The 13,017-nt window shown below is 69.3% G+C and carries 10 protein-coding genes; 5 read left to right on the forward strand and 5 right to left on the reverse strand.

Features of this window, described 5'->3' with window-relative positions; genetic code table 11:
- Positions 1-66: 66 nt before the first annotated feature.
- Complete coding sequence (locus ACOJUJ_RS29115) at positions 67-852, forward strand: hypothetical protein (RefSeq protein WP_420130439.1); 786 nt, start codon at positions 67-69, stop codon at positions 850-852.
- A 317-nt stretch (positions 853-1,169) separates the two neighbouring features.
- Here the strand turns inward: ACOJUJ_RS29115 and ACOJUJ_RS29120 are convergent, their stop codons facing one another.
- Entirely contained in the window at positions 1,170-1,565 is a 396-nt protein-coding gene (locus ACOJUJ_RS29120; RefSeq protein ID WP_420130440.1) for a DUF1841 family protein, read from the reverse strand.
- Between the two features lie 319 nt (positions 1,566-1,884).
- On the opposite strand from ACOJUJ_RS29120, the gene ACOJUJ_RS29125 reads away from it, so the two are divergent.
- Entirely contained in the window at positions 1,885-2,253 is a 369-nt protein-coding gene (locus ACOJUJ_RS29125) for a hypothetical protein (RefSeq protein WP_420130441.1), read from the forward strand.
- A gap of 1,112 nt (positions 2,254-3,365) precedes the next feature.
- Here ACOJUJ_RS29125 and ACOJUJ_RS29130 read toward each other — a convergent pair.
- The 3 genes from ACOJUJ_RS29130 to ACOJUJ_RS29140 all read right to left on the reverse strand — a co-directional run bounded on the left by ACOJUJ_RS29130 (position 3,366) and on the right by ACOJUJ_RS29140 (position 6,365).
- Entirely contained in the window at positions 3,366-4,121 is a 756-nt protein-coding gene (locus ACOJUJ_RS29130; RefSeq protein ID WP_420130442.1) for an SGNH/GDSL hydrolase family protein, read from the reverse strand.
- 73 nt (positions 4,122-4,194) lie between these two features.
- Complete coding sequence (locus tag ACOJUJ_RS29135) at positions 4,195-4,671, reverse strand: DinB family protein (RefSeq protein ID WP_420130443.1); 477 nt, start codon at positions 4,669-4,671, stop codon at positions 4,195-4,197.
- Positions 4,672-5,282: 611 nt separating this feature from the next.
- The gene (locus ACOJUJ_RS29140; RefSeq protein WP_420130444.1) at positions 5,283-6,365 is read right to left on the reverse strand and encodes a carboxypeptidase-like regulatory domain-containing protein; all 1,083 of its coding nucleotides are present in this window, start codon (positions 6,363-6,365) and stop codon (positions 5,283-5,285) included.
- A 597-nt stretch (positions 6,366-6,962) separates the two neighbouring features.
- Here ACOJUJ_RS29140 and ACOJUJ_RS29145 point away from each other — a divergent pair.
- Together ACOJUJ_RS29145 and ACOJUJ_RS29150 are read left to right on the forward strand one after the other, a co-directional pair.
- Positions 6,963-9,164 (forward strand): hypothetical protein, encoded by a 2,202-nt coding sequence (locus tag ACOJUJ_RS29145; protein WP_420130445.1) that lies wholly within the window; start codon positions 6,963-6,965, stop codon positions 9,162-9,164.
- A 610-nt stretch (positions 9,165-9,774) separates the two neighbouring features.
- Positions 9,775-10,944: a cystathionine beta-lyase gene (locus tag ACOJUJ_RS29150; protein WP_420130446.1), complete on the forward strand. Its 1,170-nt coding sequence runs from the start codon at positions 9,775-9,777 to the stop codon at positions 10,942-10,944.
- A 428-nt stretch (positions 10,945-11,372) separates the two neighbouring features.
- Here ACOJUJ_RS29150 and ACOJUJ_RS29155 read toward each other — a convergent pair whose 3' ends face one another.
- Positions 11,373-12,362 (reverse strand): cupin domain-containing protein, encoded by a 990-nt coding sequence (locus ACOJUJ_RS29155; RefSeq protein ID WP_420130447.1) that lies wholly within the window; start codon positions 12,360-12,362, stop codon positions 11,373-11,375.
- A gap of 116 nt (positions 12,363-12,478) precedes the next feature.
- On the opposite strand from ACOJUJ_RS29155, the gene ACOJUJ_RS29160 reads away from it, so the two are divergent.
- The coding region (locus tag ACOJUJ_RS29160) for a DoxX family protein (RefSeq protein ID WP_420130448.1) at positions 12,479-13,017 on the forward strand (539 nt) is incomplete at its 3' end.

Consider the following 13,017-nt stretch of genomic DNA (forward strand, 5'->3'; position numbering starts at 1 on the left):
GACACCGTTCCGGGCGGCGGCCTCATGTGCCGCCGCCCGGACTTTCTTTCTTCACAACGAAGGATCATGATCGTCCCAATCCCCCGCCGCCCACTCGCCGCCGCGGCAGTCCTTCTGCTCGCGGCGGGATGCGCGCAGACGCCTCCGCCGGCTCCCGCGTCCGTGCCCGCGCCCGTAGCCGCCACCGTCCGGACGAGCGAGGAGCCGCGCTGCGTGGCCGCGCACCGTGCAGAGGGCTCCGTGGTGGTGCGGCACACGTGCGCCGGCAACGACGACCTTTCGCGGGCGGTGCGGTTTTCGGTGGATCTGCCCGCCGGGTGGGAGTTCAGCGAGCAGGTGGAGCGCAACGTGATCCTGACGGCCACCCGCGGCTGGTCCGTCATCGTGCTCAACGCGGGCGACCAGCTTCCCGATCCCGTGACGGCCCAGGACTCCGCCAGCTACTGGAGCACCGCGGCGGAACTGATGCTGGAGCGCACCCCTACCGCCGCGGAAACGGAGGCCCTGCGCCGCGAGGCCCGCGACGCAGCCGGCGCGCGGCGCGTGCTCACGCGCGCCCAGCTGGCCGACGACGCGCTGCGGCGGCTGGCCGCGCATCTTACAGCCGAACGCGAGGGCGTCCGCGTAATCCGGCACGAGCCGGAGGTGCGCACCCTGGCCGGTGGCCCCGCCGGCTACCTGTTGGAGGTCACGGACCGCGCGGGGCGGGAGTACACCTCCGCCGGGTACGTCACCGTGCGTGACGGCGTGTTCTACGGCCTGGTGTATACCGCCCGCGAAGCGGAGTTCGAGGCGAACCGGGCGCGGTGGGAGCAAGCCGTCGCCTCCTTCGTCATCCACCCGCGACCGTAGGTCGCTGTTTGATGACAGCCGCCGCGCCGCCAACTGTCATTTCGAAGGAGGCGCCGCGCGGAACCATTCTCCACGGTGAACGCTGGCGCCGACTGAGAAATCTAGCATCGGATGCTCGTGACCTGTCGCGAGCCGCCGAGTGCCGGACGCGTGAACGCGGCAGGACAGGTTCTCCGCGCGGCGGCCGACTACCAGCCGCGGAGTAGATTTCTCGGTCAGCGCCACAGTGATGTGCGTGCTTCAGGGACCGTGCGGCGCCTCCTTCGAAATGACAGACGGGTGGACGCTGGCGGGATGACAGCCAGGCCTGCCTGTCGTCAGTCCCCGGTGCCGGTGAGGCCGTACTCGGCCAGCCAGCCTTCCCTGGTGAGCGCGCGGATGTCGGCGTAGTAGGCTTCGCGGCTCACGGGGACGTTGGTTTCCGTGGCGCGGTGCATGTGCTTGGCGAGCACGGCGCCCACGGCGTGAAGGGCGTCGTGGCGGCTCATCCCCTCGCCCATCAACCGGTCCAGGGCGTCGCGGACGGGCGTCTTTTCGCCCAGCGCCACCTGGTTCTCCACCATCACGTGGTAGGACGCGTGCACCCGCTCGTTGGGCAGCGGAATCTGCTCGCGCCGGTGGTAGCGCTGCACGATCTCCATCAGCTGCATCTCGTCCTGCGCCAGCCAGCGCTCCGGGTCGGGCGCATGGTCCGGATCGTACTTCGTCAGCAACGGCTTTCTCCATTTTGTTCGATGCGCGGCGTTTCGCGGATGCCGCGCGCGTCCTCTACGGATCGGTCGCGGGATCGCCGCGGGGGCCGATCGTTTCGCATTCGCCGCGAAGGAATCAACGCCGGAGCCGATCTCCGGCGCAAGTGCTTGCATGAGGAGGATCCGCATCATGGATCCACAAAACCGCGCCGCTGTCCCCAAGAGAGCGAGAGCGCTTGTGAACATGCGTTCGCTCTGATACACTTTTCTCCCGACAGATTACGTGAGTCGATATCCGGAACGACCTCAACCCGCGCTCCCCGCCCAGCAAGACCGGCGAATGGAATCTCCCATCCAGCTCATTCAGCGCAACGGCCAGCAGATCGTGCTGCTGGACCTGACCAACGTCAGCAATCCCGCGGAAGGCGTGGAGCGGATCAGGCGCGCCAAGGCCTGGTTTGCCAGGCAGACGCCGGACGGCAGCCTGCGCGTGTGCACCGACGCCACGGGCAGCCGCTACGACGCGGCGATCCTGGAGGCGCTCAAGGACATTGCCGCGCACAACATCCCGTACGTGGGCGTGGCGGCGGTGGTGGTGCCCACCTCGGTGCACCGCGTGGCGATGAACGTTGCCAGCCTGTTCAGCAAGCGGCGCTTCACGGCGTTCCGCACCCGCGACCCCGCGCTGGACTGGCTGGCGTCGCAGTAGGGCGTGTCCGGGTGTTGAGTCGAGGGCGGCAGAAGGAGTTCGGCACAGGCGGTTGATGCCGTGCGCCTGGGCTGGCAACGTGCAATCCGCCTGCAAGGGCGAATGAATTCGCTGCAACAACCACACGAAGTCCGCCTTCGCGGACTGGCGGCCCGGATGCGGGGGGAAGGTTTGGTGGGCGTGGCGGGATTCGCTCGAGGCCGCTCTGACTCGGTGACCCGGCGGTGTGCGGCTTCCTCATGCGGCTGCGCGTCCGCAACCGGTGCGAGGCCGCCAGAAACGTAGCGAGTCCGCCTGCAGGAGCGAATAAATTCGCCGCTACAACTGCACAAAGTCCACCTGCGTGGACTCGGCGGCCCGACGACGTGCGGCGTCTCACGCACCTGCGCGTCCGCAACCGGAGCGTTCGGCCGATGCGGGGTGCGTCACGGCGCGCAGCACCCGCGGCTACCGTCCACGAAGGTGGACTTCGCGATTTTCCAACGGCGAATGCATTCGCTCCTGGTGGTGACTTGGCGATCTGACTGGGCTTTGGATTGCTGGGTTCAGTCGGTTGCAGTGATCTGATCTCTGTTGGGAGAATGACAGTGGCCCCGCGGCAGGCGTGCCGCGGGGCCACTGTTACTCAGGCAAACACTCGCGTCCGGCTCCCGGAAGTCTACAGGATGCACTGGCAGGTTGGATAGCCGTTTGGCAGTTGAGGATTATAGGAGGCGCATATTGCCTGCGTGCCCGGCCCGTGAGCGGCCTTACACACCTCCAGGCATGCGGCGGAATCCGGGTAGTAGCTGGGGTCGCAGTAATCCCCCACGAACATGGGTGTCGACCCGGCCGCCGCCTGGCGCGTACCGAAAGCCAAGGCGGACAACACCACGACACAAAAAGATCTAACGACGTAATACCTTGTCGTACTCATCGCTTGTCACTCCATGTTCGTGGGGGGAAGATTGCGTCGGCACGACGCCCCGTCGTCCACACACGCTATGGCGTCTTTCGCCCTACGTCAACGGTTTCGCAGTGAGACACCCTGGCGAACACGTCCGGGCAGCCTGGTGAACTTCCGTGGGGTTCGGCACGCCGTACGATTGCGTTGGGAAGGGGGCGCAATGCGGCTACCGTAATGACGCGGCTGCAGCGTGGCCCAGCTCGGCGCCCCACAGCGCGTAGCCGTAGGGGGAGGGATGAAAGCGGTCGGCGCAGAAGAAGTCGTCCACGGCGCCGGGGGGAAGGGGCACGGAGACGTGGCGCACGGCATCCATCTGCGCGGCCAGACGGGCGGCGGCGCGGTCCAGCACGGCGGCGCGCAGGCCCAGCACGCCCCGCAGCGGCTGCGGAAGCCCCGGAAATACGCCCATCGGCGGCACGGCGGCCAGCATGATGGGGACGGGCCCGCACCGCTCGCGCAGCAGATCGATCAGCCGGCGCAGATCCGACGTCCACCGGCCGGGTGAGCGCAGCCGCAGGGTGTCGTTCACCCCCAGCGCCACCACCGCCACGTCCGCCGCCAGACCCGTGGCGGGAGCCAGCAGCTCGTCGCGCGCGTCGGCGGCGGTGGCGCCGTTGCGGGCGAGCACCCGCCAGCGCACCGCGCGGCCAGACGCCGTGGCCAGCGTGCGCGCCACCTGCCCCGCCAGCGCCTCCTGGTGATCCGCCGCCCCCACCCCCGCCGCGGGCGATTCGCCCACCACCCGCAGCTCCACGCGTGCCCCGGCGCCGGCGATCTCGCCCGTGCGCGGTCCGGGCGCTTCGGGGAGGCGCGGCGTGGTGGCGCGCACCCGCCGCCCCTGGTGCACAAGCACCGGCGCCAGCAGGCCGACGCTCAGCGTGGACGCGGCGCCGAGCAGCAGCCCGGGTACGTTCGCGCGCACGATCATCGCGGGGCGCGAGGAAGCGTTTCCATCCGCCAACCATGAGTGGGACGGATGGGGGTTGGCGGGGCGCTCAGCGGACGCCCCACTCCGAGATTCCGTACGCGATTTTTCGCTCCAGCGGGTGGCCGGCCTGCTTGAGGGTGAGCGCGATCTGCCCGCGGTGGTGGGACTCGTGCGAGACCAGATAGCCAAGAAAAGCGGCCGCGTGCGGCTTGAAGCCCTTGATGCGCCCGCCAGCCTGCAGCCCGCGCCGCAGCAGCTCCTCTATCGCCCGGCCGGACCCCTCCAGCCCCGCGCGGAGGCCCTGCGCGTCCCCCGCGCCATCCTTCTCGATCTTCTCCAGCCCCGCAAGCAGCTCCGGCGCCGCCTGCTTGAGCCACATCAGCCGCACGTTGTGCACGTGCGCAAACTGCTCGCCCACCGTGCGCCCCTTCGACGCGGATACAGCCGCCAGCGCCTCCGCCGGCACCGCCGCCAGCAGGTAGCGGTTGATGCGGTCGTGGATGCGCCACGTCTCCAGCACCTGCTCCGCCAGCTCCTCGCTCATCTGCCTCTCCGGGTTCAGGACGCCTCCACTTGGGCGTTTTCCACGATGCGGATCCAACCTTTCCGGAGCGCCCAACGCCTCCGCGGATGATGGACGGCGCAGACCGATTCTCCATCCCCGCATCCTCGTGGGACCCCTCCCCGCTCCGTTCCTCGCGGAGAGGGGAGACGTCGATCGCGCTTCGGGAGAGTTCGAGCGATCGCCCGCGCCGGCACGACCTGAGGTAAGGCAGGCTTCATCGCGTTGCCGTGTGTCACCGACGAATCAGGGGGGCGCCTCTCTCAGCCTCAGAGGATGTTTGAAAACATTGACCCTTCCAGTCATCCTGAGGGAGGCGCCGCGCCGCAATCTGCTGATACACAACACTTTGGCGCCGACCGAAGGACCTTGCCCGCATAACCAGCAGCCTTGAACGGCTCCCCAAGGCTGGGTCTCGCGCGACCCGACAAAGATCCTTCGGTCGCGCGCAAAGTTCTGTGATCATGAGGGTTGCGGATGTGCGCTCCCTCAGGATGACACCGCGCTTCTGTGAGGACATCTCAGGTTTTCAACACCGTCTCAGGCTCAGGATGACACGTGGAGGCAGACCATAGGGCTCTGACGAGCCTCGTTCATCCGCCGTCTCCGGGTGCTTGCGCCGCCGGACGCGCCTGGTCCGGGTGCGTGACGGGGCGGTCGCGGGTCCACCGCTGCCAGCCGGTGAACGTCTGCGCCTCAAAGTAGTAGCGCGGCGGGTTGGTCTTGCGCCAGAACATCGACTCGCGCGCCAGCAGCGCGTTGCCCAGTTCGGGCGCGGGAGGGCCGTAGCTCGCCTCGCCGCCGGCGTCCTCGTCCGGGCGGGGCGTGCGGAACGCCCATCGCGCCGACTGCAGCGTGGTGTCCGCGGCAAGCACAAGCGTCCCCTCCACCCGCCCCGTGCGCCCCATCCGCCCGCGCGGGCAAAAGGCGATCGTCATCCCGTCCGCGGCCAGGTGGACGATGGAGAAGGTGTGCGCCGCGCCAAAATGGTCGCCGGTAAAGTCCTGCATCGCCCCGCCGTCCAGCGCGCGGTACGACCAGTACGCCGTGCGATCGCCCACACCGCCCGCCGCGGAGGTAGCGTAGCCGGAGAGCGCCATGAACTCGGGGTGTGCGATGATCAGCGCCCCCGTGGTCCATCCCACGGTGACGCGGCCCGCTCGCGGATCGTACACATCGGCTTTGGCGCCCGTGCCGCTGCGGGTTTCCAGAAAGCCGAAGACGAACACGGAATCTTCCGATGGCCGCCAGTAGCGGCCGCGCATGCGCTCCCACAGCGCGCGCGCCCGCGGATCCTCGGCGTTGGGGCATGGCGGACGATGTGTGGCGGCCACGGAAAGCGGCTGCAGCACCACCGGCTGCACCTCCATCCGCACCACCAGCGCCGTGTCCGCCCCCTCCAGCGCCACCGTCCGCGTCCGCAGCCCGATCCGGCGGACGGTGAGCATCATCCCGCCGTCTGTATCGACGCCGCCGATCCGGAATCCACCGCCCTCGTCCGTCTCCGCACGTCCGGCGGCCCGCGCATCCCTCCACAATTCCACGATCGCGCCCGCCACCGGCCGGTCCGCTGAATCCACCACCCGCCCCCCCACCTGCGCGCCCGCCGGCGTGGCAAAGGCGGCCAGGATGGCAGCGAGGAGCAGGCGCAAGCGGGCGGGTGCGGTACGGATCAACATGTATGAGCCTGGTTGCGAATCTGGATAACCGGCGTCCGCAACCGTGCCGTTTACCTCCAGCGGCGAGGTGGCGGATGGTTCACGGGATCGCGCATCAGGTGGTGCGATCGACGTACTCGCGTCCGCTTTCCCCAATCATCGAGCGATCCGCATCCCTCTCCAAAAAAATTCTCATGGCCCCCTGCCGCATTCCATCTGCTTCCCGTTCCCGACGCCCTCACAAAAGACCGTGCCTCGTCGACATCCCCACCTGCACCCGACACCTGGGAATCCCGCATCGAGAAAGTAGAGGAAACGCCACGTAAAACTCTGTTGACTCTGCTAACTCTGTGTGAGGCCCATTCTTTTTGTCTCACACCGCAAACCCGGAGGAAACGGCACGAGAAAACTCCGTTGACTCCGTTGACTCCGTGTGAGACCTATCTGTTTGTGACCCGGAAGAAGCACGAGGTGTGCGGATCGCCGAATCTTGCGGCGCGGACGGCGCGTGGACAAGCCCGGCACTCGCGCGTTCCGCCACGCACGATTATCCTTCCTGCATCTGTTCCCCCGGCCTTATCCGGTCCCTCCCCGCCCCATCCATAGAAAATCTCCATGCGGCCGCAGCACTCCCTCCGCATCGTTTTCGCGTTTCTGCTCGCCATCGCCGCGGCCGCCTGCGACTCGCCGACCGATGGAAAGTCGCGTGAGCTGCCGGTTCTGGGCGCCGGCGCGCCCGTGTCGGGGAACGTGGCGCCCGCAGCGGCCGACAGCTTTGCGCTGGCGCTGCCCGGCGGCGAGTTCCGGGTCCTGCTGCGCGCCACCAGCGGCAGCCTGGCGGACTCGCTGGTGGTGTCGGTGATCAGCGAATCCGGCGCCGTGATCACCACCGCGCTCAGCGTGGGCACCGACACCGACATCACCGCCCAGGCCACCGCGTGGCTCAACCCTCAGGCCGACGCCCGGTGGAAGGTGGAGGTGCGCGGCCAGGGCCCCAACGACGGCGGCGCGTACACCCTGCAGCTGTTTCAGCGCAACGCCGCCCCCGAGCGCGCCGCCGCCGCGCTGACGCCGGGGCAGGCGGTGGACGGCGAGGTGCTGGACGTGCCCGGCGACGTGGACGAGTTCACCATCGACGGCTCGGCGGGGGAGGAATGGATCCTCTTCGGGCAGTCGCTCGCCCAGGCGGGCGCCGTGCTGCGGATGGAGCTGGTGGAGCGTAGCTCGGGCCAGGTGATCGGCACCGGGACGGCCGCCGCGCCGACGCCGGCCCTGGAGTCGCAGTCCACCGGCCGCGTGGTGCTGCCCCGCGCGGGCGCGTACCTGGTGCGCATCTTTGCCGAGCAGAAGGAGGGCGTGCGCGGCGCGTACCGCATTCGCCTGGACCGGGTGAACCGCGCGCCGGAGACGCGGACCGCGCCGGCCGTGCTGGGCGACGTGCTGGCGGAGACCATTGGCTCCGTGGGCGATGTGGACGAGTTCACCTTCACGGCCGTGGCCGGGCAGGAGATGAACGTGCTGGTGCAGCTGCAGCAGGGGATGTCGTCCGGACTGCACGTGCAGGTGCTGCGCCTGGGGCAGCTGGTCCGTGAGATGGAGGCCACCGCGCCGGCGGCGTCGCTGGACGTGGAGGGGACGGGGCGCTTCACGCTGGAGTCGGCGGGGCCGTACACCGTGCGCGTGTTCGGCCAGCCGCAGGGCACGGCGGCCACGGCCACCGGCGCCTACCGTCTGGAGCTGTACCCGGTGGACCGGCGCGCGGAGGCGGGTGGCCAGCTGCGGCTGGACGGCGCGCCCGTGGCCGGCGCCATCGACCGTCCGGGCGACGTGGACGAGTACGAGTTCCCGGGAACGGCCGGGCAGCTGGTGGTGATTGCGGCCACGCACCCGGCCGGGAGCGGCGCGCTGCAGGCGGTGCTGATGGGGCCCGTCAACTCCCTCACGACGGCGGAGCTCTCGCCCGACCAGACGTCCGGCTACTCGTTCCGCGTGATCCTTCCCGTCAACGGCACCTACAAGATGCGCGTGTGGGCGCCTGCCAGCGACCCCATGGCGTTCGGCCCGTTCACGGTGGAGGCGTACACGGTAAGCCCCGCGCCGGAGCACGTGTCCGCCACCCTCGCCATCGGCCAGACGGTCACGGCGGAGCGCATCGACCGCCCGGGTGACCTGGACGTGTTCACCTTCGCGGGCCAGGCCGGGCGCACGGTGAACCTGTTCGCGGGCGTCCCCGCCAACGCGCCGGGCATCCCGGTCGCGGTCAGGGCAGAGCCGCATCCGCACACGTTCATCTTCACCTACGGCGGGCCCATGTCGATGGATGGCCCGTCCACCGGCCGCATCGCGCTGGAGAACGTCAACTACGTGGTGACGGTGGATCCGCAGCAGCTGGGAAGCGATTCGCAGCGCTACCAGGGGCCGTACGGGCTGCGTCTGTTCGGGATCGACCGGCGCCCGGAATCCGGCTCCGCCGCGTACGTGCTGGGCGATACGGTCTCGGGCGAGCCGATCTACCCCGCGGGCGACATCGACGAGTACCGGTTCCAGCTGTCGGAAACCACGGCCCTGCGCGCGTTCTGGGACGCTCCCTTCACGGGCCCCATCGACCCCGTGGCCGCCGTGCTGTACGACGAGGACACCAACAGGCCGGTGTGGCACGCCTTCAGCACCGTCAACGGCGAGTATCTGCGCGAGTTCACGCTCCCCCCGGGCCGGTACCGGCTCTCCGTGCTCAACCAGAACGTGAACGCGCCCAGCGAGGCGGCGCGGTTCGGCGTGGCGCGGCTGAACTATCGTTTCGCGATCATGCGGCAGTAATCCCGGCTTCACAAAAGAAGGGGCCTCACACGGAGTCAACGGAGTCAACGGAGTTTTCTCGTGCCGTTTCCTCTGCGCTCACGGTTCGGCAAAAGAATGGGGCCTCACGCAGAGTTACCAGAGTTAGCAGAGTTTTACGTGCCGATCCCTCCGAGTCCGCGGTGTGAAGCCGGATTCCCAAGTGTCGGGTGCAGATGGGGGATGTCGACGAGGCGGGATCTTTTGTAAGGGTGTCGGGAACGGGAAGCAGGTGGAATGCGGCAGGGGGCCATCCGCGTTTTTTTGAAGAGGATGCAGATCGCTCCATGATCTCGTAAACCACACGGAAGCACGTGGATCGCACCACCTGATGCGCGATCTTGTGAACCGTCCCCCACCTCGCCGCGGGAGGTGAACGGCGCGGTTGTGGACGCAATCCGCCTGGGATTCGTTACACCGGGTGGCCCGAAGTTCGCGATGCAGAGACGAAGGCCCTGGCACGCCGCCGGGGCCTTCGTCGTTATCCGCCTGTCCCTCTGCCGGCGGTTGAGGCCTGCCGGGGAACGGACGACGGGTATACACTATACATCAACCGGCTGCAATCACCCCCACACCGACCGGACGTTCGCGGATGAAAGACTGGACCACCCGGCTCATCCACACCGACGCGCATCCGCCCGAAGGCTTTCGCTCGCTGGTGCCGCCGGTGTACCGGGCGTCGACCATCGTCTTTCCCAGCACGGCGGAGGTCACGGAAGACTGGCGCAGCCGCGACGGCTACACCTACGGGCTGTACGGCACGCCGACGACCCGCGAGCTGGCCGGACGCATCGCCGAGCTGGAGGGCGGGGAGTACACGTTTATCACACCGGGAGGCCAGGCCGCCATCGCGCTGATCGCCTTTGCGTTCACCCGCGCCGGCGACCACGTGCTGTACCCCGACAGCGCCTACGGCCCCACCAAGCAGTTCGCGGAGGAGGTGCTGGCCCGGTTTGGCGTGCAGGTGGAAAGCTACGCCCCGGGGATCGGCGCGGGAATCGAGGCGCTGATGCGGCCCAACACGCGGCTGGTGTGGTGCGAAAGCCCCGGATCGGTGACGATGGAGGTGCAGGACGTACCCGCGATCGCCGAAGCGGCGCACCGGCACGGCGCCGTGGTGGCGCTGGACAACACGTACGCGGCCGGCGTGTACTTTGACGCGTTTGTGCACGGGGTAGACGTGAGCATGCAGGCGCTCACCAAGTACATCGGCGGGCACAGCGACCTGCTGCTGGGCTCCGTGACGGCGAGCACCGCGGCGGAGTACGAGGCGCTGGGGCTGATGCACGCGCGGCTGGGGCTGGGCGCCTCGCCCGACGACTGCTCGCTGGCGCTGCGGGGGATGCAGACGCTGGGCGTGCGGCTGGCGGCGCTGCAGCAGAGCACGCTGCACGTGGCGCGCTGGCTGGCGGAGCACCCCGCCGTGGCCACGGTGCTGCACCCCGCGCTCCCCAGCTGCCCCGGCCACGAGCTGTGGCGGCGGGATTTCACCGGCTCCACCAGCGTGTTCTCCATCGTGCTGGCGGAGGGAGCCACGCGCGAGTCGGTGGCGGCGTTCGTGGACGCGCTGCAGCTGTTCGAGCTGGGCTACAGCTGGGGCGGCGTCACCAGCCTGGCCGTGCCCTGGTTTGAGCTGGCGCGCGCCCACGGCCCCTGGTACGATGGCCGCCTGGTGCGCCTGAACATTGGCCTTGAGCACGTGGACGACCTGACCGCCGACCTGGACCAGGCCTTTCGCCGCGCCGGCCTCCCCGCGCGCTGACCGGCGGCCTCGACGGCTGGCACTCTGCTGGCCGATGGTTCACGCGATCGCGCATCAGGTGGTGCAATCGACATGCTCCACCGCGCTCCGGAGATCATCCACCGATCCTCATCCCTCTCAGCCCGCGCGGATGCGGAGATGGCGGGAATGGTGTTCCCCCAAAAAACGCGGATGGCCCCCTGCCGCATTCCATCTACCTCCCGTTCCCGACACCCTCACACAACGCGTCGCCGACGGAATCCGCTTCCATCCACCAGGCTTCTCACCGCGAGCGTGGAGGAAACGGCACGTAGAAACTCTGCTAACTCTGGTAACTCTGCGTGAAACCCCTTCTTTTTGTCGCACAGTGAAGCCAGAGAAACCGGCACGAGAAAACTCCGTTAACTCCGTTGACTCCGTGTGATGCCCATTGTTTTGCGGACCCGTGATCAACTCGTGAGCTGCGCGGCGGACGGCGCGTGGCGATGCGCGCGGCGGACGGTGCCGGGCCCCACGCCGCGCAGCCGCGCGAACGCCTTGCTGAACGCCACGGGATTTCCGTAGCCCACCTGCTCCGCCACGCGCGCCACGCTGGCGCCCTCGCGCAACAGTTGCTCGGCGCGCGTCATCCGCCACTGCGCCAAGTACTGCAGCGGCGGCTCGCCCAGCAGCTCGGTAAAGCGCGCGGCAAAGGCGGAGCGCGACATGGACACCGACGCGGCCAGCCGCTCCAGCGTCCACGGCTCGGCGAAGCGGCCGTGCATCAGCCGCAGCGCCGCGCCGATGGCGGTGTCCGTCACCGCGCGCATTCCACACGCCGACGCTCCCTCCGTGGCGACCCAGTAGCGGATGCCGTGCACGAACAGCAGGTCCGCCAGCCGGCCCAGGACAATGCTGCTCCCCGGCCCCGGCGCCTCGCTTTCCCCCAGGATCAGCGCGATCACCCCGGCCAGCTGCGGGCCCACCGCGGGCGCGCCGGCGGGGATGTGGATGGCCGGCGGCAGCGAATCCAGCAGCACGTTGCGCCGCACGCCGCCCATGCTGAAGTGCCCCGCCACCATCGCCGTCACCTCGCCGTCGCCGCCAAAGCGGCCGGATTGGCCCGTGGGCACACGCGGGCACCCCTCGTAGTCAAACTCGCGCGGCGCGGCACGCGTGGCGCCCGCGCTGGACAGCACGTGCGCCGACACCCGCGGAAGCAGCACCGCGTCCCCCGCGGCCAGATCGAAGGGACCCCGGTGCGCGGGGTGGGCGTCCGGCACCTCCAGCCGCGCCCCGCCGCGGCTCACCACGTAAAAGCTCAGGTAGTCGCGCGCCGGCACCCGCAGCCGCCACGGGTCGCCCAGCTCCATCCGCCCGAACACCGCCGGGCTCAGGTGCACCGACTCCATCACCTCCGCGATCACGTCGACGGCCGGCGCCTCTGGACGATTGGACATCATTTCCGGTGTTTTGTGCATGGATGATCTATATCCACATCTCCATCTTCCGTCAATGGATGAACGGCCCCGCCACCACGGCGCGGGCCAGGCGAACCCGGACGAAGGAGGATGGGATGCAAGCGATGCACACGCCCGACGCGCAGATGGTGAGCTCCGGATTGTTGGCCGCCCGGCTGGTGCTGGGCCCGCTGATGGCCGCCCACGGGGCACAGAAGCTGTTCGGCTGGTTTGGCGGGCCGGGGCTCAAGGGCACCGCCGGCGGGATGGAGCACCTGGGATTCCGCCCCGGGCTGCCGTTCGCCGTGGCGGCGGGTGCGACGGAGATCGCGTCCGGCGTGCTGGTGGCGCTGGGGCTGCTGGGCCCCGTGGGGCCGGCGCTGATGGTGTCGGTCATGCTGGTGGCCGCCGTGAGCGCGCACCTCAAGAACGGCCTGTGGGCGCAGAACGGCGGGTACGAGATGGCGCTGCTGTACGGAGCCATGGCGGCCGCGCTCGCGTTCACCGGCCCCGGCGCGTACTCCGCGGACGCGGCGCTGGGGCTGTGGAGCCTGTGGACGCCCGGGCTGGCGTGGTTCGCGCTGGCGGTTGGCGTGGCCGGCGGCGCCGCGAACCTCCTCGCCCGCCGCCCCCTCCCCGCCGCCGCCGCGACGCC

This window comes from Longimicrobium sp., assembly GCF_048594345.1.
GTDB lineage: Bacteria > Gemmatimonadota > Gemmatimonadetes > Longimicrobiales > Longimicrobiaceae > Longimicrobium.